Origin of the sequence: Affinirhizobium straminoryzae (assembly GCF_007004135.1) — a bacterium.
Classification (GTDB): domain Bacteria; phylum Pseudomonadota; class Alphaproteobacteria; order Rhizobiales; family Rhizobiaceae; genus Neorhizobium; species Neorhizobium straminoryzae.
The window spans coordinates 185,792-204,817 of record NZ_VJMG01000047.1 but is presented as its reverse complement, the minus strand read 5'-3'; the positions used below and the strand labels follow the sequence as shown (position 1 = coordinate 204,817).

Below are 19,026 nucleotides of genomic sequence, written 5' to 3'. Positions count from 1 at the left end.
TTCTTGCCGAGATCGCCGACGCGTTCCAGGTCGGCGGCAATGCGCAGCACGCCGATGATCTCGCGCAGGTCGCCGGCCATCGGCTGGCGCCGCGCGATCGTCACGATCGCCTTTTCCTGGATCTCGCGCTCGGCATTGTCGAGGATCACGTCGTCCGAGATGATCTTCTGGGCAAGCGCCGCATCCGAATTCACCAGCGCGCGCACGGCTGCGCCGCACATCTCCTCGGCCAGACCACCCATCTCGGAAATCCGGCGGTTCAGGTATTTCAGGTCTTCGTCAAAGGCTGACAGAATATGGCTGGAGGGCATGGCTTTTCCCTTTCCTGGCAAGGAGGCTTCGATCAGCCGAAGCGGCCGGTGACGTAGTCCTGCGTGCGCTTCTGCTGCGGCGAGGTGAAGATCTTCGAAGTGTCGTCGAATTCCACGAGCTCGCCGAGATACATGAAGGCGGTCTGGCGCGAGACGCGGGCGGCCTGCTGCATGTTGTGGGTGACGATGACGATCGTGTAGTCGGCGCGCAGTTCGTCGATCAGTTCCTCGATCTTGGCGGTCGAGAGCGGGTCGAGCGCCGAGGCCGGTTCGTCAAGCAGGATGATTTCCGGCTTCACGGCAACCGTACGGGCAATGCACAGGCGCTGCTGCTGGCCACCGGAAAGGCTGAGGCCGCTGGCATTCAGCTTGTCCTTCACCTCGTTCCAGAGTGCCGCGCGCCGCAGCGCTGCCTCGACGCGCTCGTCGATATCGGCCTTTGACAGGCTCTCGTAGAGGCGGATGCCGAAGGCGATGTTCTCGTAGATCGACATCGGGAAGGGCGTCGGCTTCTGGAACACCATGCCGACCTTGGTGCGCAGCATGTTGAGATCCTGCGAACGGTCGAGAATGTTCTTGCCGTCGACCAGCACCTCGCCCTCGGCGCGCTGGCGCGGATAGAGTTCGTAGATGCGGTTCAGCACGCGCAGCAGCGTGGACTTGCCGCAGCCCGACGGACCGATGAAGGCGGTAACCGAACGGGCCGGCAGCGCCATGTTGATGCTTTTCAGCGCTTTCGTCTCGCCGTAGTAGAAATTCAGGTTCCTGATTTCGATCTTGGCGGGGCCGGCTGCCGTCTGTGTGGCGGGTTTCTCGGCGGATATCATGACTTATCGATCCTCCTTGCGTCCGGTGAGGCTGCGGGCCACGATGCTGAGGCCAAGAACAGTGAGCGTGATGATGAGGGCACCGGTCCAGGCCAGTTGCTGCCATTCCTCATAGGGGCTGAGCGCGAACTGGAAGATGGTGACCGGCAGGCTTGCCATCGGAGCATTCAGATTGCTGCTCCAGAACTGGTTGTTGAGGGCGGTGAACAGAAGTGGCGCCGTCTCGCCGGAAATGCGGGCGATGGCGAGCAGGATGCCGGTGACGATGCCGGACGAGGCGGCGCGATAGGCGACCGAGCGGATGACGATCCAGCGCGGCGCACCGATCGCAGTGCCGGCCTCGCGCAGCGCGTTCGGCACGAGGTTCAACATGTCCTCGGTCGTGCGCACAATCACGGGTATGACCAGCACGGCGAGCGCGAAGGAACCGGCGATGGCGGAGAAATGCCCCATCGGCACCACCAGCATCTCGTAGACGAAGAGGCCGACGACGATGGAGGGCGCCGAAAGCAGGATGTCGTTGATGAAGCGCACGATGACGGTCAGCCGGCTGAAGCGGCCGTATTCGGCCATGAAGGTACCGGCCAGAATGCCGATCGGCGTGCCGACCAGCATGGCGATGATCGACATGGCCAGGCTGCCGGCAATGGCGTTCAGCAGGCCGCCTGCTTCGCCGGGCGGCGGGGTCATCTGCGTGAAGACGCCGAGCGACAGACCGGCGATCCCCTTGTAGAGCAGCGCGCCGAGGATCAGGGCGAGCCAGGCGATGCCGATCGCGGCTGCCAGCACGCAGAGTCCCATCATGATGCTGTTGGTGAGCTTGCGACGCGGATAGGTGACGGACGACATGGGCATCAGGCTCCTGCTTTCCGGTCGATGCGCATCAGCATGAAGCGCGCTAGAGCCAGGATGATGAAGGTGATGAAGAACAGGATCAGGCCGAGCGCAATCAGCGAGGAGGTGTAAAGCACGCCATCCGCCTCGGTGAATTCGTTGGCGATGGTGGCGGAGATCGTCGTGCCCGGCGCAAACAGCGAGGCATTGACGCGGTGCGCATTGCCGATGACGAAGGTGACGGCCATGGTTTCGCCGAGCGCACGCCCGAGACCCAGCATGACGCCGCCCATGATGCCGACCCGCGTATAGGGGATCACGATGTGGCTGATGACCTCCCAGGTCGTGCAGCCGATGCCATAGGCCGATTCCTTCAGGATCGACGGCACCGTGTCGAACACGTCCTTGGTGATCGAGGTGATGAAGGGCAGCACCATGATGGTGAGGATCAGCGCCGAGGTCAGCATGCCGATGCCATAGGGCGGGCCGGCAAACAGGCTGGACAGAACGGGGATATCGGCGAAGGCGTCGATGACGAAGGGCTGCAGGGTGGCCTGCAGGAAGGGCGCGAAGACGAACAGGCCCCAGATGCCGTAGATGATGCTGGGAATGCCGGCGAGCAACTCGATGGCGATGCCGATCGGCCGGCGCAGCGGGCGCGGGCAGAGTTCGGTCAGGAAAACGGCAATGCCGATGCCGATCGGGACCGCGAGCAGGATCGCCACGGCAGACGTCACAAGCGTGCCGTAGATCGGTGCCAGCGCACCGAATTTCTCCGTGACGGGATTCCAGCTTTCGGTGGTGAGGAAGCCTGCGCCGAAGGTGGAGAGCGCCGGCCAGGAGCCGAGTGCGAGCGACAGCGCCACGCCGCCGAGCAAAGCGAGCACCACAACGGCCGCCAGACGCGATACCTCGCGAAAGATCACGTCGGTCAGCGCGAATTGTCGCACGATCCTCTCGCGGCGGCTGTCTTGCCGCTCCGCGCCTGCAGCACTCATGGGCTGATCTCCATCATCCGGCCGGGAAACAGGTGGGGCGGAAAGGGGCGCCACGGCGGGCGTCCCTTCCCGTGCGATGCGCGAAAGCGCTTACTTGGCGGCGAACAGCGGCTTGCCGTCCTTGCCGGTCACGTCCTTCTGCCACATAGCTTCGACGCTCTTGACGACCTTTTCCGGCATCGGAACGTAGTCGAGCTCGGCAGCCATCTTCTCGCCATGGGCGTAGGACCAGGCAAAGAACTTCAGCGCGTCGGTGGTGGCGGCCGCGTCGTCCGGGTGCTTGTAGACCAGGATCCAGGTGGCAGCCGTCATCGGCCAGGAGGTGGCGCCCGGCTGGTTGGCAAGGATCACGCCATAGCCCGGCTGGCTGGACCAGTCGGCGTTGGCGGCGGCAGCCGAGAAGGCTTCGGCCTTCGGCGAAACCTTCTTGCCTTCCTTGTTGATCATGTCGGTATAGGTCAGCTTGTTCTGCTTGGCATAGGCATATTCGACGTAGCCGATGGCGCCGTCCGTCTGGGAGACGTTGTTGGCAACGCCTTCATTGCCCTTGGCGCCGATGCCGACCGGCCATTCGAGAGCCGTGTTGACGCCGACCTTGCTCTTCCAGTCGGCGGAAACATCGCCGAGATAGTAGCTGAAGTTGTAGGTGGTGCCGGAGCCGTCCGAACGGTGAACGACAGCGATGGCCTTCGACGGAAGCTTGACCTTCGGGTTCAGCTTCTTGATGGCTTCGTCGTCCCACTTGGTGATCTTGCCCATGAAGATATCGGCCAGCACCTGGCCGTCGAGCACGAGTTCGCCCGGCTTGATGTCCTTCAGGTTCACGACGGCAACGATGCCGCCCATGACCATCGGGAACTGGGCCAGGCCCGCTTCGTTCAGCTCATCGCCCTTCAGCGGCGCGTCGGACGCGCCGAAGGTGACCGTCTTGGCCTTGATCTGCTTGATGCCGCCACCGGAACCGATGGACTGGTAGTTCATGCCGATGCCCGTCTCCTTCTTGTAGGCGTCGGCCCACTTTGCGTAGATCGGGTAGGGGAAGGTGGCGCCGGCGCCGGAAATGTCTGCCGCCTGGGCAGCAGTGACAAACGGAACAGCTGCGATCAGCGCGGTGGTCAGCGCCAATTTGCGAAGGAGCATATTCATGGGGATCTCTCTTGTTCAGAGTGCAAGACGCCGCATCGGCGACGAAATGCGGATTAGACCCGCTGAATGAAGCTCACATGACAATATCGTGGCAAGAAAAAGGCATGTATAGACGGTGTGCGTCGCAACGTTGTATTTTGATATATGAACTCAATCGACGGTCAATATTTTGATGTCAAAATAAAAATGGACAAAAAGTAATTTTATATTTCTGGAAATTTTCCCGTTTCGGGCGCAATATACGTACCTTATGCCTTTCCTGCCGGGGAGCAAGCGACGCAGGCGTGCAAGTCCGTCAATCCTCTCGCGTCGATTGGCGAACCTGCCACATGTTCTCTGAGGGATGTGGAAGGCGTCCGGCGAACGGACCACGGACGCCGGCAAGCAACGGTCAGCCGTGTTTGAGCAGGGTGCTGCGGATCTTGGCAAGAGCTTCTTCGTTATCCGCGCCATAGGGGATCATCCCCTTCAACCGGCCGTCCGCACCGATCAGCAGCAGGGATGTCGTGTGGTTCATATGGTAATCGCTGTCGTCGCCATAGCTGCGTGACGCGTAGATCATCCAGCCGTCCAGCACCTTCTGCAGCTCCTTGCGGTCGCCGGTGACACCGGTGATGCGGTCGGTGATGGAGGTGACGTAGCTGTGCATGACCTCTTTCGTGTCACGCTCGGGATCCACGGTGAAGAAGTAGGCGTTCAATGCCTTGCCCTCCGTTCCAAGCTGGTTCAGCCAGCCGGCCACCTCGAACAGCGTGGTCGGGCAGATTTCCGGGCAGTGGGTATAACCGAAATAGACGAGCGACGGGCCCTTGTGGAACAGGGTCTGGTCAACCGTGTTGCCTCGGTCATCGATCAGCGAGAACTTGGCCTCGAAGGGACCAGGGCGGGCGCGGGCGCTGTCGGCAGAAACCCAGATCATGATGGCGACCAGCAGGGTGACGAACAGACCCGCGGCGGTGAGGGCTGCAATGCGCAAGGGGGCATGGCTCATTCGGCGTCGTCCTTGGCCGGCCTTCTCTGCCGGCAGTGCGTGCGATCCCGTATCATCTCGTCTCTGCCCGCCGGCCGTGGATCGGTCGGTTCCGGAAGGCCTGGGTGGCTGGAGCTTTCCTTATACGCTTCCCGCGCGCTCGTGTACCGCTTGGCACCTCAAACCTTCGTCAACCCGACGGGCGTTTTGCCGCAGGGGTATCGGTACATTGTATAACGTTCTTCGAGCCGGTCGCACGTTAACACAAAAGAAAGAATTTCCTGTCCGGCCCATTGCTTCAGTCAACTGGGAACAGAAGAGGCATAACTTGCGATGTGGATCCGTGCTTCCGACAAAAGGTCATGTTTCTCCTTTCCTGTGTCGGGAAATACAACATCTTACCATTCACTCTATCGACTTGCCTCTTTCGCTTCAGGTGTGCGATATCAATCCAGCAAGTATAACGCTGTATCGCTGTAGGACATCTTGGGAGGATTTCGCATGGCAGGAAACACGACATCGAATTCGGTGATCGAGTTCTACGGCGCAGTGCGCCGCGATCCGCTCACCATGTCCCAGCTGGCCAGCGCGCCCGACATCAAGACCTTCATGGACATGTTCATCGCGGAGGGGCATCGCCACGGCTTCGATCTCAGCGAGGAAATGATCGAGATGGTGGTCGGCAAGATCGAACGCCGTCCGATGGCGGCAAACGACAACAGTTGATGCCTTCGCACCGCCCTGCGCCGGAGGCGTGTGGGCAAGATTGATTTGCTTCGATTTCTGCTTGAAGCCGCCCGCCGGTCGTGTCAATCGGCGGGCGGCTTCGTGCGTCGTGCGACGGGGCCTTGTGGCAGCAGAAATCGTGCGGTGTCGCATGCGGAAATCGATGATGATGTGGCGTGTCGTGGCGCTGCGGGCACTCGCCAGCTTGGTGCTGACCTTGGGGCTTGTGCCGTCCCTCACGGTCGAGCGGGTCATGGCGGCGCAATTGCCAGGTGGTGTCGGCTCTCTGGTGGAGACTTTTGAAGACTGGGTGGTGGCCTGCCGGGCGCAGAACGGTGTCGTTGGCTGCGTGCTGCGCCAGGAGCAGAGCGACGGCACGACCGGCCGCGCCATGCTGGCGGCCGAGTTGATGCCGCGCGGCGGGCGCATCGATGGCGCCCTGCTGCTGCCGTTCGGGCTGAAGCTGGCCGATGGTGCGGGCCTTTCCCTCGGCGATGCCGGGCCGGTGCAGCGCTTTCCCTTTTCCACCTGCGTGCCGGATGGCTGCATCGTGCCGATCAGGCTGGATCCGGTGCTCGTCAGCGCGATGAAGACGGCGCCGGTGCTGAAAATCCAGGCGCTGACGCTTGCCACCGGCGAGGCGCTACCGATGCGTCTCTCTCTCAAGGGCTTTTCGGCAGCCCTGGCGCGGGCCGCGCAACTGGCGCCCTAAGCAACGGACTTCGTCCGCCAAAACACACGGCCGGGCCTCCTGCGGAAGGCCCGGCCGTGTTGCGTCGAGGCGGTTATGCGTCAGCGGGCGAGCCAGCCGCCATCCACCGCCAGAATCTGGCCGGTCACGTAGCCGCTGGCCGGTGAGGCGAAAAACAGCACGGCCGTGTCGAGATCGGAAGGCTCGCCCCAGCGGCCGGCCGGAATGCGCTCGAGGATGGAGCGGCTGCGGTTCGGGTCGTTGCGCAGCGCCTCCGTATTGTCGGTATCCATGTAGCCCGGCGCGATGGCGTTCACGGTAATGCCCTTGGCTGCCAGTTCATTGGCCATCAGCTTGGTGAGCCCCGCCACCGCATGCTTGCTGGCGGTGTAGGAGGCGACGCGAATGCCGCCCTGGAAGGAGAGCAGCGACGCAATGTTGACGATGCGCCCGGCAATGCCCTTGTCCAGCATGTGCCGCACCACCCCTTGCGAGAGCACGAAGGTGCTTTTCAGGTTGATGTTCATGATGTCGTCCCAGTCCTTCTCGGAAAGCTCCGTGAAGTCGGCACGACGGATCTGGCCGGCATTGTTGACGAGGATGTCGATGGTGCCGCGCGCGGTGAGATCCGCCACCACGGCATCGAGGCCCGAGGGGTCGGCAAGGTCGTAGACCACCTCCTCGAAGCCGCGGCCGAGCGCCTTCACCTTGGCTTCGGTGTCCGGCATCGGGCGGGAGCCGAGCGCAATGATATCGGCGCCGGCTTTCGCCAGCGCCAGCGCCAGCCCCTGGCCGAGGCCGGTGCGGGCGCCGGTGACCAGCGCGCGCTTTCCGGTGAGATCAAAGAGATTCATAGCCTGCGATCCTTACTTGAGGTCCTTCATGGGCACGAAGTCCATGTCGGTGAAGGACTGGTTGTCGCCGGCCATGCTCCAGATGAAGGCGTAGGAGGCGGTGCCGGAGCCGCAATGGATGGACCAGGGCGGCGACAGGACGGCCTGTTCGCTGCGCAGGATGAGATGGCTGGTCGCCTGCGGGCGGCCCATCAGATGCACGACGAAGGCATCCTCCGGGATTTCGAAATAGAGATAGGCTTCCATGCGGCGGTCATGCAGATGGGCGGGCATGGTGTTCCACACGCTGCCGGGTTCCAACCGCGTCAGGCCCATCAGCAGCTGGCAGGTGGGGAGCACCTTCGGGTGGATGTACTGGTAGAGCTTGCGCTTGTTGCAGGTCAGCTGGTCGCCCAGATGGTTCTCGATTGCGTCGGCCTTGGTAACGATGCGCGAGGGGAAGCTGGCATGCGCCGGCGCGCTGTTGATGTAGAACTTGGCCGGGTTGGCGCTGTCTTCGCTTTCGAAGGCGATCTCGCGCACGCCCATGCCAAGATAGAGGCCGTCCTGGAAATCCAGCGCGTAGGTCGTGCCGTCGGCGACCACCTTGCCCTTGCCGCCGATATTGATGAGACCAAGCTCGCGGCGCTCCAGCAGGTAATCGGTGCCGACCGTCTTGGCGAGATCGGCGCCGATCGTCAGCGGGGCGGTGGTCGGCATGGCGCCGGCCACCAGCATGCGGTCGTAATGGGTGTAGGCCGCATGGATTTCGCCGGCGGCAAACAGCGTTTCGATCATGAAGGTGTCGCGCAGTTCGGCGCTCGTCATCGTTTCCGACTGGGTGTAATGCACCGCATGGCGCGTCTGTATCGTGGTCGTCATGGTTGTTCTAACTCCCTTGGGCTTTCGTCGACGGATTTGCGTCTATTCGAAGAGATCCGGATGCTGCGCTTCCAGCCGGGGCAGGTCGTGCAGCAGTTCGGACAGATGCGTGGTCATGGCGGCCGTTGCGGCCGCCGGATCTCTGGTGTCGATGGCCGCCACGATCGCCTGATGTTCGGCTATCAGTTTGGCAAGCGTGTCCGGTGCATGCAGCGAAAGGCAGCAGGCCCGGTCGATATGCGCCTTCAGATCCCCCACCACACTCCAGGCCATCGGCAGACCGGCGCCTTCGGCGAGCGTCTTGTGGAAGAGGTCATCGTAGCGGCGGAATTCTGCCCGGTCTCCGGTACCGGCGGCGCGCTCCTGCTCCTTCAGGCAATCGGCAAGCCGCGTGCGGGCATGAAAATGAAAGGCGTTGCAGGCGGTGCGCACCACGGCCGTTTCGATGGTTTCGCGGATGAAGGCCGCCTGCATCAGCTTGGCGACGGAGATCTTCGCCACCACCGCGCCCCGCTGCGGCAGGATCTCGACCAGCCGGCTCTTGGCGAGCGCGATCAATGCCTCGCGACCGGGTTGACGGGACGAACCGTAGCGCTCGCCGATCTCCTGTTCGGAAATGCGTGCGCCCGGCGGGAGCGCAAGCGTCAGAATATCGCCGCGCAACTGCCGCTCCACCTTGTGCGCCATGCTTTCCGATGCCACGCGCCGACCTCCCTCGCTCTCGTGTACACTTCCATACAATATCATACAGATATGTGCAACCGGCAGAGGCCGGCTTGCTCATCGAAGGCCGGCGGGGGGCGGTCAGAGCAGACGATGGCGGAAGCGGTCTGGCACGATGCCGTCCTCAAGCCAGGCGAGCGCCAGCGGCCACAGCGTGTCGCGGAAGCGGTCGTGGAAGAAGGCGAAATGGCCAATGGCCGGATGGCCGATGTCGGCGGGATTGAGATGCAGGTGGGTTCGCTCGCTGGCGCTGAAATAAGCGAGCAGCCTGCCGACGGCCGGGATCGTGCCATGCGGATCGTCGCTGAGGCCAACCGCGAGAATGGGCGCGGTGATGCGCGCCATGCGGTCCTTCAGCATGTCTGCCTCGCGGCGGCCATCGATCCTGCGACCGGGCCGGATCGTATCTTCGAAGCGGGCGCGCATCCGGCTCCAGTCGCGCACGACGCCCGCCGGCGTATCCTCCATCCAGCCGAGCCGCTTGGCGGGGAAGTAACCGAAGAGCGCGGTCAGCAGCGGCATCACGGCATGATATTTAAACAGCATGCGATATTTCGGCTGCGATGCATAATCGCGCCAGTGGGCATATTGCGCGCCGACGGTGAAGATCCGCTTCACGCCTTGCGTCGACGGCGCGAGACCCAGCGCAAAGCCGCCGATGGAATGGGCGACGATCGAGATCGGCCGCGGGCCGAAGTGATTTGCGGCAAAGCGCAGCGCGCCCTCGCAATCCTTCTCGCCCCAATCCGCCCAGTCCGCCGCAAAGCCTCGGAGGCGGGCGGGGCGGGACTGGTCGATGCCGCGATAATCATAGGTCAAAACGTCGAAGCCGTGCTCGAACAGATAGGCGGCGAAGCGCGCATAGTAGCGGCACCGCACCGAAGTGGCGGAGGTGATGACGACCACCGGCCGTGGTGACGCCTCTGCCCGTTCCGCCTGCCACAGGAAACCGCCCAGCGGATAACCGTCCGTTGCCGGAAAGCGGACGGGGCGGCCGGCTCCATGCGGCAGTCGTGCGGGTGCGTCGCCGCCTGTCTGTGACGCGTCCATTCTGACATCCTCCCGGGGGCCCTCGAACTCGGCTTCGTCCAGTGTGAGCCAGACGGAGTCGGGGGGCTCTCGCTCTCACCTGTCTGCATGGGGGGCAGTTCCCCGCTCAACTCTAGGCAAGCCGCAGGTCGCCGCCAAGTTCGCCCTTGGTCTGAGGCGGCGCTTGCCGCGTCGTGGTTGCTGGGCCGTGGTCGCAGGGAGCTGTCAGGCTGTCAGACTGTCAGGGCCAGGCGGCATAACTCGTTTCGGCGAGCGTCCGCCGTTGCGACAGGCCCTCCCGATAGGCGCGCGGCGAAAGCCCGGCCATCCTCTTGAAGAAGCGGCTGAAATAGGCGGCATCGCGAAAACCCAGCGCATCGGCGATCTCGGCGATCTGCAATGGCGAGCCGTCGAGCAGGATGGCGGCCTCGGCGGCAAGCCGGTTATGGATGAAATCCACCGGCGTGCGGCCGGTGGCGCGGCGCACGGCGGTGTTCAGCCGGTCCGCCGTGACGCCCAGCGCCTCAGCATAATCCGGCACCGTCCAGTGCTCGCGCATATGCGCATCGACCAGCTGCACGAAGCTGCGCACGATGATGCGCGGTGAGGGGCGCGGCTGGGCCGGCAGCGGAGCCGCGACACGCCACAGCGCGATCAGCACCAGCGCCAGATGGTGGCGGATCGCCTCGTCTGCGCCGGCAAGGCCGTTGCCGGCCGCGGCCTCCTCCCCGATGATGCCGATGGTGGCGGTCAGCCGGCGGGCGACGGTCAGCGTCAGGCGTGTGCCGAGAACGGGTCGCGAGATCGCGTCGCGCACCGGCGCATAGGCCGTTCCGGTCGGCATGGCCGCGCCCAGCATCGGATCGGGAACGGCAAGCGCCCCGCCGTCGCCGCCGGCCTCAATGGTGAGCACGCCCTGTTCGCCCGCCGGCAGCCAGAGCAGGCACGGCCCGGTGAGTGGCTGGGAGATCGGCTGGGCGCGGCGCGAGAGCCGGATCTGGCCGCTTCCGGCGCACAGCACGAAGAGACGGTTGCGATGGCCCCTGAGGCTCCATTCGGTCCGCGACAGCGCGCCGCCGAACAGCTGCGCATCGGTGGATGTGGCGGGTTGCGCCTCTGCTACCGAAGGCTCTGCCGTCTTGCGGATCGTCTCAGGCATACACTCGTCCCTCCATCCCGTGAAAAGTACAAGTTTCTCCTGTAATTGTCTATTTGGTCGCCCGGGGCATGGCGCTACTGTTGTCTCATCGTGATGCGCGGTGCGAGGAGGAGATTGCCCATGCGACACGGTCTGAAACCCGTAATGGGTTTTGGGAGGCCATCGTGAACGAGATTGCAGAGTGACGATCCCTGTCCGCCCGTTCGGCTGGACTGGAACGATCGCGTGGCGTCGGCTTCGCCGCGCCGCGGCCTGTCAGTCGCGCATGATGGATTGGCAACAGAGTTTCGGGAAGAGACAGAGGAAAAACCATGACCGTTCTCGGCTTCAAGATCAACAATGCGGAAGTGGAGGCCATCGACGGCCGCAGCTTCCAGCGGCTGAACCCCATTTCCGGCGAGGTGGCGACCAAGGTGGCTGCGGCTTCCGTGGAAGATGCGCGCGCTGCCGCCAATGCCGCCGCCGCAGCGTTTCCGGCCTGGGCTGCCACCAATCCCGCTACCCGCCGCAAGGTGCTGATGGCCGCTGCCGACAGCCTGCAGGCCAAGGCACCGGACTTCGTCGACGCCATGGCTGCCGAAACCGGGGCGACTGCCGGCTGGGCGATGTTCAACGTGATGCTGGCCGCCGACATGCTGCGCGAAGCCGCCTCCATGACGACCCAGATCAGCGGCGAGGTGATCCCGTCCAACCGTCCGGGCACGCTCGCCATGGCCGTGCGCCAGCCGGCCGGCGTCATCCTCTCCATGGCGCCGTGGAATGCGCCGGTCATTCTTGGCGTCCGCTCCATCGCGCTGCCGCTTGCCTGCGGCAATACGGTGGTGCTGAAGACCTCGGAAATCTGCCCGCGCACGCACCGCCTGATCGTGGATGCCCTGCATGAGGCCGGCCTGCCGGAAGGCGTGCTGAATGCCATTTCCAACGCGCCGGAAGATGCCGGCGAGATCGTGGAAGCGCTGATCGCCCATCCGGCGGTGCGTCGCGTCAACTTCACCGGTTCGACCCGCGTCGGCCGCATCATCGCCGAAACCGCCGGTCGTCATCTGAAGCCGGCGCTGCTCGAACTCGGTGGCAAGGCGCCGTTCGTGGTGCTTGATGATGCCGATCTCGATGAGGCCGTCGCGGCCGCTGCCTTCGGCGCCTATATGAACCAGGGCCAGATCTGCATGTCGACCGAGCGCATCATCGTCGATGACAGGATCGCCGACCAGTTCGTCGCCGCCCTCGCCGCCAAGGTTGCCACGCTGAAGGCCGGCGATCCCGGCAAGGGCGATACCCCGCTTGGCTCGGTCGTTGATGCGCATGCCGCACAGCGTCTCGACCAGCTGGTGCGCGATGCCGTGTCCAAGGGCGCCGTGCAGGTGGCCGGCGGCCGCATCGAGGGCACGATCGTCGATGCGATCCTGCTTGACCGCGTCACGCCTGCCATGCGCATCTATGGCGAGGAAAGCTTCGGCCCGGTCGCCAGCATCGTGCGCGTCGGCTCTGTCGATGAAGCGGTGCGGGTGGCAAACGACACCGAATATGGCCTCTCGGCGGCTGTCTTCGGCAAGGATGTCAACCGGGCGATGGCGGTGGCCCGCCGCATCGAATCCGGCATTTGCCACATCAACGGCCCGACCGTGCATGACGAGGCGCAGATGCCGTTCGGCGGCACCAAGGCCTCCGGCTATGGCCGATTCGGCGGCAAGGCCGGCATCAACGAGTTCACCGAACTGCGCTGGATCACCATCCAGGACGGCCACCTGCATTACCCTATCTGATCGGGATTTCGCCGGTTTCTGACGATGAGGGCGGTCGCGATCAGCGGCCGCCTTTTCCATTTTTCAGGCATTCTCTGTGAAGGGTCCGATCAGGGCGCTGCGGCCCGTATCGCGAGATGATCGGCGGCCGTCTTGCGGGCCAGCATGGCCAGCTGCCGGAAATGCGGGCTGCGTGCACTGCTGCGGCGCCAGAAGAAGCCGATGTCGCGCCGGGCCGGCCAGTCGCGGATGGTCAGAAGCTTGAGGCCGCGATCGGCCATGATTTCCGAGCGCGCGTAGAATTCCGGAAACAGCGAGAGCCCCATTTCGATCGACACCATCTGGCGCAGCGCATCGAGGCTCGTGCCCTCATAGTTTTCCGCCATGGTGGCACCGGAGAGTGCGGCGAGTTCGCGCACGTTTTCCAGAAGCCGATGACCACGTCCCAGCGTCAGAAGCGGCTCGCCCTTCAGATCCTTCAGTTTCACGAATTCGCGGCTTGCCAGGGGATGGTTGCCGGCGACGCCGAGGAAGATCTGCTCGACGCAGACCTCCTCGAAGAGAAATGCTTCCTCGTCCTGCGGGCGCTGGCCGAGCGCGCAATCGACCACGCCGGTGCGCACCTGTTCCTCCAGCAGCGCTGGCCGCTCCTCGCGCACATGCATGCGCAGCGACGGATAGAGCCGGTGCAGTTGTGGCAGGAAGTGCGGCAGGAAGTAAGGGCCGAAGGTGGGGACGGTGCCGAGCCGGATCAGTGAGCCGAGATTGTCGCGACCGGCAGACGCGAGCGTCACGATCTCGTCCAGCGTGGCAAGTACCGATTTCGCGGCGGCGGCGATCTCTTCGCCCATCGCCGACATGGCAATGGCGCCCGGCGTGCGCTCCACCAGGCTGACGCCGAGTTGCTTCTCCAGAAGCGCGATCTGGACGGAGAGCGTTGGCTGGGAGACATGGCACATCTCCGCCGCGCGGCCGAAATGGCGGGTGGTTTCCAGCGCGACCAGATATTCCAGCTGTCGATGGGTCGGGCGATAGGGCATGCGATAGACAGTAACTATCAGGATCATTCTGTCAATGAATTGGAGCTATTGATCCTGATGCGTCATAGTCTTTCTGTCAGAAAGGAGACGACGCGATGAACCCCCTGCTGAAGGCCCTGAAAGCTCGGCATTCCGTCATTGACGACAAGATCGACCATGAGCAGCGCGCAAGGAGACCGGATGGCCTGCGCATCATGGCACTCAAGAAGATCAGGCTTCGCATCCGGGAGCAGATCGAATTTCTCGAACGGGCCGGTCGCCTTGGAAAGCCGCTGGTCGTGGTGCGGCGTCGCCGGCTGAACCCCGGCTTTGCGGTTCCGTGACCGGGAAATGCGCAGGAAGTGCGCCGTAACGCTTGCCCTGCGCTGCGGGCGAGGCGGTCATGCCGTCTCGCCCGCGCCTGCTGCCTGAGGTCAGATGCTGCGGTCCGATGCTGCTGCCAGCCAGACGGCCGGATTGCGGATGGCAATGCGGCTGCGGATATCGGTGGCGCTCGCGGCGATCAGCACGTCGTAGTCGCCGGCCTCGGCGCGGAACGCTCTGGCTTCGACGTCAAAATAGCTGAGGTCGCGGGGCTTGATCGTGAGCCTCGCCGTCCCGGTTTCGCCGGCCCCGAGTTCCAGCTTGGCAAAGGCGCGCAACTCCTTCTCCGGCCGCTCGATGGCCGAGGAGAGCGGCTTCACGTAAAGCTGCACGACGTCGGATCCGCGCCGGTCGCCGATATTGGTGACATCCACCTCCACGGTGATGCCGTCGGCACCCATGTCCTTTGCTGATGCGCGGGCCTCGCTCCAGGCAAACCGGGTGTAGCCAAGGCCGAAGCCGAAGGGGAAGAGCGGTTCCACGCCACGGCTGTCGTGGTGGCGATAACCAACGAAGACCCCTTCCGCATAGCGCACATGCCCGTTCTGGCCGGGATAGATCGCGGGATCGCCGGTGATTGCGGAATTGTCGGCAAGCTGTTTCGGGAAGGTTTGCGGCAGGCGCCCGCCGGGCTCCGCATCGCCGAACAGCAGATCGGCGACGGCATGGCCGAGTTCCTGGCCCGGATACCAGACCTGCAGAACGCCGCGCACCTTGTCGAGCCACGGCATTTCCACCGGGCCGCCGGTCTGCAGCACCACGACAGTGTTGGGATTGGCCGCAGTCACCCGTTCGATCAGTTCCTCCTGGCGGCCGGGCAGGCGCATATCCGGCAGGTCGAGGCCCTCGGTATCCCATTCGCCATCGCGCCCGACGAAGAGCACGGCGACATCCGAGGCGGCGGCCTCCGCGACGGCGTCCTCGATCGCCTGGTCGCCGAGCGGCTTTTCGAGGCCGAAGCGCAGCGCCGTGATGGTGATTCCCTCTTCCTTCGGCGGTGGCGACAGATAGTCGACGGTCAGGCGATAGGTGCGGCCGGCTTCCAGCATCACCGGCGTGCGCAGCTCCGTATTGGCGGTGCCGAAATAGTTCTCGCCGCGTGTCCAGCCGTCATCGCCGTTCACCACCAGCTCGCCGTCGAGATAGAGCCGGGCAAGGCCGGCATTGGTCATGCCGAACACATGCTCGCCGCTCTCCTCGGCGCGGAAGGTGGCGGTGACACGGACCGAGAAGTCATCGAGCTTCAGTGCGGCATGTGGCAGGTCGAACCAGAAGAACTCGCCCTTTTCGCTGCGTTCCGTGGCAACCGGCATGCCCTGGCACAGCGTGCCGGCAAAATATTCCACCGTCAGCTCGCCGGCAAAGACGCGGGTGAGGCGGTTGTTGCGGCAGCCGGCAGCGTGGCGGATGCTGTTGGCATTCGACAGCGCCGCGCGAATGCCCTCCAGGGGCGAGACGCGGTAATGCGCGTTGATCTGGGCGCTGCCGCCCCCCATAACCCTTGCCTCGGCAGCATTCGGGCCGATCACAGCGATCTGCTCGAGCGAGGTCTTTGTCAGCGGTAGGATGCCGTCATTCTTCAGAAGCACCGCGCCTTCGGCGCCGAGCCGGCGGATCAGTGCCCGGTCTTCCGGGAGGTCGAGCGCGTGTTCGGAGAGATCCGGTGCCTGCTCAAAGGCGCCGACACGCCCCAGCAGCGTCAGGATGCGGCGGGCGGCCTCGCGCACCGTCTCGGGCGCAACCTGGCCGTCCTTCACCGCCTGCACCAGCTTTTCGCCGCGGTCACGGGTCGGCCCCGGCATTTCGAGATCGAGGCCGGCATTGACGGTCTCGGCGGTGGAATGCGAGCCGAACCAGTCCGACATCACGATGCCGTCAAACCCCCAGTCCTGCCGCAGAACCTCGGTCAGCAGCCAGGGATGCTCGCTGGTATAGGTGCCGTTCAGCCGGTTGTAGGAGGACATCACGGCCATCACACGGGCCGTCTTCACTGCCTTTTCGAAGGGCAGAAGATAGATTTCCCTGAGCGACCGTTCGTCGATGTCCGACGACATGGTCTGCCGCTCGATTTCCGATTCATTGCCGGCGAAGTGCTTGATGGTGGCGGCGACGCCTTGCGACTGCACGCCCTGGATATAGGCGACCGCCAGCTCGGCGGTTAGCAGCGGATCTTCCGAATAGCATTCGAAATTGCGGCCGTTGAGGCCGGAACGATGGATGTTGACGGTCGGCGCCAGCAGCACCGAGGCGCCCTTGCTTTTCGCCTGGCCGGCCAGCGCCACGCCCATTCGTTCAACGAGCGCCGGGTTCCAGCTGGCGCCGAGCGCGATCGCCACCGGAAAGCAGGCAGCCTTCACGCCGCCGACCAGCGAGCCCGCGCCGCGCGCGCCGTTCGGCCCGTCCGAGACCTTGATCTTCGGCACGCCGAGCCGCTCCACCGGCACGGTCGTCCAGAAATCCGCGCCGGCCAGCAGCGATACCTGCTCTTCCAGCGTCATCGTGTTCAGAAGCTCGTCAATCATGCAGTCCTCCGGGGTCAAAGGGGTGCGGCCGGCGGGGATCGATCCTGCCGCCGGACCGGGAACGAGGGTCAGCGCACGCCGCGCACCGGCGCGATGGCGAGCGCACCGAGGAAGGCGCTGAAGGCGGCTGCGGCATAGAGCGCGGGATAGTTTTCGCCGGCATTGCCGATCGCAAGCAGCAGCGGCGCCACCGCCGGCGCGATCGATTGCGGCACGGCATTGGCGATGTTGAGCACGCCGAGGTTCTTTGCCGCATGCGTCTCGCGGTCCGGCAGCACATCCACCACCAGTGCCTGATCGACGGCCATGTAGACGCCGAAGCCGATCGAGGCGACGGCGACGCCGGCATAGAAGACCGTGAGGCTGCCGGCGAGGATGATGATGGCGATGCCGAGTGCATAGGTCATGGCAGCGGCCAGCACGAAGGCCTTGCGGCGTCCGAGCCGGTCGGAGAGATAGCCGGAGCCGAAGGACGAGCCGACGACGAAGACGGTGGTGATCAGGGTGGAGACGAACATGATGTCGCCGATCCGCTCCTGCGGCACCTTGAGGTGGTCCATCAGGTAATAGACCTGGTAGGAGGTCAGCACCGCAAAGCCGAAGAAGACGAGGAAGCGGCTGAGCCAGGCATAGCCGAAATCGGGATGCTTGACCGGGTTCACCCAGAAACTGCCGGCAAGCTCCGGCAGAAGCGGCGCCTGCGGGCGCGTATCGCGATCGGTCGGTCGGTCCTTCAGGACGAGGCAGAAGCCGCCGACAGCGACGAGGCCGATGGCGGTCGGCAGCAGGAACATGGTGGTGCCGTGGGTGCCGGTGAGCGCGATGATGGCGCTGCCGAGCAAAAGGGCGACGTAGACCGACATTCCGGCCAGCGCCGAGACCAGGCCGCGCTGACGCTCCGGCACCTGATCGGCGACGACGGCCACCAGCGCGGCGAGCATGGCATTATAGGCGGCCTGAACAAGGCACCAGGCAATCCCGATGACGAGAAGGCTGGAGGAATAGGCGATCACCAGCTGTGCCAGGCTGCCGGCCAGTACGCCGCCGATCATCCAGGGCTTGCGACGGCCGAAACGGCTGCGGGTGCGATCGGAGAGCTGCCCGAAAACGGGATTGGCGAAGAGGGCGAAGAGCGCGCCGGCGCCCAGAATGGCGCCGAGGCTTGCGCCCTTGCCGGCGGCATCGATGGCGTTGACGCGGATCGCAAGCGTCATCGCGACCGGCGTCATCACAGCCACATAGAAGCCGAGGCTCGCCAGAGCATAGCCGATGATGAAGGTAAGGCTGACCTCGTCGCCCTCTTTGGCGGCGACCGCGCCCGCCGGCGCAACGCCCTGCGTATGCGAAAAAGACATGAAAAATCCTCCACGACGCTGTCACGCACGGTGATAGCTGTTAAACCTACCGCGTAATCGGTATTTTTAAAGAGTCAATCGGCCACGGGGTCGCGGGTGGAACAAGGAAGGCCGGCAAATGACGCAGGCATCACCGCCATTCGCTGCTGTTGCCGTTTTCTGAATTCCGAATAAAAGAACGAGAGAGCGAGCGAGGAAGGCCGAATGGACGGCACGGGACAGAACCGGCAGAAGGCCGGGCAGGCGGCACCACCGAAGCGGCGCAAATCGCCCAAGGGTGAAGAGCGGCGCGAGCAGATCCTGCAGGCGGCCATGCGGCAGTTCGCCGATGACGGCTATCAGAACGCCTCGTTTGCTGCCATCGCCCAGGAGGTGGGCCTCTCCCTGCCGGGCCTCATCCACTATTTTCCCACCAAGGTGGATCTGCTCCTCGCCATTCTGGAGCGGCGCGATCTGGAGAGCGTGAAGGTACTGGGAGGGCCGGATCTCTCCTGGCGCGCGCTGTTGTCTGCGCTTGTCGAGGTGGTGCAGGCCAATACGCATATCCCGGGTGTGGTGCGAACCTTTGCGATCCTCAATGCCGAGAGCCTGACGCGGGATCATCCAGCCGCCGGCTGGTTCGGCAATCGCGTCCGCAGCGTGAGCCTCAGCCTTTCACAGACCTTGCAGCGTGGCATCGAGAGTGGCGAGATCCGTCCGGATGTCGATGCACGGGCTCTGGCCGCCGAGCTGATTTCGATGATGGACGGCCTGCAGATGCTGTGGCTGAGGGCGCCGGATGCGATCGACATGGTGGCAATCTTCCGCGCCTATGTGGATCGGCTGATCGCCGACATCGCCCTCGGGTAGATCCCACCGGCGGCTGAACGCCTCTG

At 64.2% G+C, this 19,026-nt stretch carries 19 protein-coding genes; 5 read left to right on the top strand and 14 right to left on the bottom strand.

Annotation, left to right across the window (positions count from 1 at the left end; all coding sequences use genetic code 11):
* The 6 genes from FNA46_RS16875 to FNA46_RS16850 all read right to left on the bottom strand — a co-directional run.
* On the bottom strand, positions 1-311 hold a 311-nt coding region (locus FNA46_RS16875), incomplete at its 3' end, for a phosphate signaling complex PhoU family protein (protein WP_281288960.1).
* 32 nt (positions 312-343) lie between these two features.
* On the bottom strand, positions 344-1,138 hold the full coding sequence (pstB, locus tag FNA46_RS16870; protein WP_143126367.1) for a phosphate ABC transporter ATP-binding protein PstB: 795 nt from the start codon (positions 1,136-1,138) through the stop codon (positions 344-346).
* Positions 1,139-1,141: 3 nt separating this feature from the next.
* Positions 1,142-1,993 (bottom strand): phosphate ABC transporter permease PstA, encoded by an 852-nt coding sequence (gene pstA, locus FNA46_RS16865; protein ID WP_425468770.1) that lies wholly within the window; start codon positions 1,991-1,993, stop codon positions 1,142-1,144.
* Entirely contained in the window at positions 1,993-2,970 is a 978-nt protein-coding gene (pstC, locus tag FNA46_RS16860; protein WP_143126366.1) for a phosphate ABC transporter permease subunit PstC, read from the bottom strand. Before pstC ends, pstA begins: the two co-directional genes overlap by 1 nt.
* A gap of 90 nt (positions 2,971-3,060) precedes the next feature.
* Positions 3,061-4,110: a phosphate ABC transporter substrate-binding protein PstS gene (gene pstS, locus FNA46_RS16855; protein WP_244618039.1), complete on the bottom strand. Its 1,050-nt coding sequence runs from the start codon at positions 4,108-4,110 to the stop codon at positions 3,061-3,063.
* 397 nt (positions 4,111-4,507) lie between these two features.
* A complete protein-coding gene (locus tag FNA46_RS16850; RefSeq protein WP_143126364.1) occupies positions 4,508-5,107 on the bottom strand; it encodes an SCO family protein in 600 nt (199 codons plus the stop codon).
* Between the two features lie 480 nt (positions 5,108-5,587).
* Here FNA46_RS16850 and FNA46_RS16845 point away from each other — a divergent pair, with 480 nt between their 5' ends.
* Positions 5,588-5,812: a hypothetical protein gene (locus tag FNA46_RS16845; protein WP_143126363.1), complete on the top strand. Its 225-nt coding sequence runs from the start codon at positions 5,588-5,590 to the stop codon at positions 5,810-5,812.
* A 163-nt stretch (positions 5,813-5,975) separates the two neighbouring features.
* Complete coding sequence (locus FNA46_RS16840; protein ID WP_185969886.1) at positions 5,976-6,524, top strand: invasion associated locus B family protein; 549 nt, start codon at positions 5,976-5,978, stop codon at positions 6,522-6,524.
* An 80-nt stretch (positions 6,525-6,604) separates the two neighbouring features.
* Here the strand turns inward: FNA46_RS16840 and kduD are convergent, their stop codons facing one another.
* The 5 genes from kduD to FNA46_RS16815 form a co-directional block, all read right to left on the bottom strand.
* A complete protein-coding gene (kduD, locus tag FNA46_RS16835) occupies positions 6,605-7,357 on the bottom strand; it encodes a 2-dehydro-3-deoxy-D-gluconate 5-dehydrogenase KduD (RefSeq protein WP_143126361.1) in 753 nt (250 codons plus the stop codon).
* A gap of 12 nt (positions 7,358-7,369) precedes the next feature.
* Positions 7,370-8,218, bottom strand: coding sequence for a 5-dehydro-4-deoxy-D-glucuronate isomerase (gene kduI / locus FNA46_RS16830; RefSeq protein WP_143126360.1), 849 nt, complete (start codon positions 8,216-8,218; stop codon positions 7,370-7,372).
* A gap of 42 nt (positions 8,219-8,260) precedes the next feature.
* The gene (locus FNA46_RS16825; protein ID WP_246103142.1) at positions 8,261-8,920 is read right to left on the bottom strand and encodes a GntR family transcriptional regulator; all 660 of its coding nucleotides are present in this window, start codon (positions 8,918-8,920) and stop codon (positions 8,261-8,263) included.
* A gap of 102 nt (positions 8,921-9,022) precedes the next feature.
* Positions 9,023-9,991 carry an alpha/beta hydrolase family protein gene (locus tag FNA46_RS16820; protein WP_143126358.1) on the bottom strand — a complete coding sequence of 323 codons (969 nt, stop codon included), beginning with the start codon at positions 9,989-9,991 and terminating at the stop codon, positions 9,023-9,025.
* A gap of 220 nt (positions 9,992-10,211) precedes the next feature.
* Positions 10,212-11,129 carry a helix-turn-helix domain-containing protein gene (locus FNA46_RS16815; protein ID WP_143126357.1) on the bottom strand — a complete coding sequence of 306 codons (918 nt, stop codon included), beginning with the start codon at positions 11,127-11,129 and terminating at the stop codon, positions 10,212-10,214.
* A gap of 311 nt (positions 11,130-11,440) precedes the next feature.
* Between FNA46_RS16815 and FNA46_RS16810 the strand changes: the two genes are divergently transcribed.
* Positions 11,441-12,892: an aldehyde dehydrogenase gene (locus tag FNA46_RS16810; RefSeq protein ID WP_143126356.1), complete on the top strand. Its 1,452-nt coding sequence runs from the start codon at positions 11,441-11,443 to the stop codon at positions 12,890-12,892.
* A gap of 89 nt (positions 12,893-12,981) precedes the next feature.
* Here FNA46_RS16810 and FNA46_RS16805 read toward each other — a convergent pair whose 3' ends face one another.
* Complete coding sequence (locus tag FNA46_RS16805; RefSeq protein WP_281288959.1) at positions 12,982-13,938, bottom strand: hydrogen peroxide-inducible genes activator; 957 nt, start codon at positions 13,936-13,938, stop codon at positions 12,982-12,984.
* 68 nt (positions 13,939-14,006) lie between these two features.
* On the opposite strand from FNA46_RS16805, the gene FNA46_RS16800 reads away from it, so the two are divergent.
* Positions 14,007-14,234: an HP1242/YdcH family protein gene (locus FNA46_RS16800; RefSeq protein ID WP_143126355.1), complete on the top strand. Its 228-nt coding sequence runs from the start codon at positions 14,007-14,009 to the stop codon at positions 14,232-14,234.
* 90 nt (positions 14,235-14,324) lie between these two features.
* Here FNA46_RS16800 and FNA46_RS16795 read toward each other — a convergent pair whose 3' ends face one another.
* Positions 14,325-16,796 carry a beta-glucosidase gene (locus FNA46_RS16795; RefSeq protein ID WP_143126354.1) on the bottom strand — a complete coding sequence of 824 codons (2,472 nt, stop codon included), beginning with the start codon at positions 16,794-16,796 and terminating at the stop codon, positions 14,325-14,327.
* A 68-nt stretch (positions 16,797-16,864) separates the two neighbouring features.
* A complete protein-coding gene (locus FNA46_RS16790; protein ID WP_143126353.1) occupies positions 16,865-18,151 on the bottom strand; it encodes an MFS transporter in 1,287 nt (428 codons plus the stop codon).
* Between the two features lie 204 nt (positions 18,152-18,355).
* On the opposite strand from FNA46_RS16790, the gene FNA46_RS16785 reads away from it, so the two are divergent.
* Positions 18,356-19,000 carry a TetR/AcrR family transcriptional regulator gene (locus FNA46_RS16785; protein ID WP_143126352.1) on the top strand — a complete coding sequence of 215 codons (645 nt, stop codon included), beginning with the start codon at positions 18,356-18,358 and terminating at the stop codon, positions 18,998-19,000.
* Positions 19,001-19,026 lie beyond the last annotated feature (26 nt).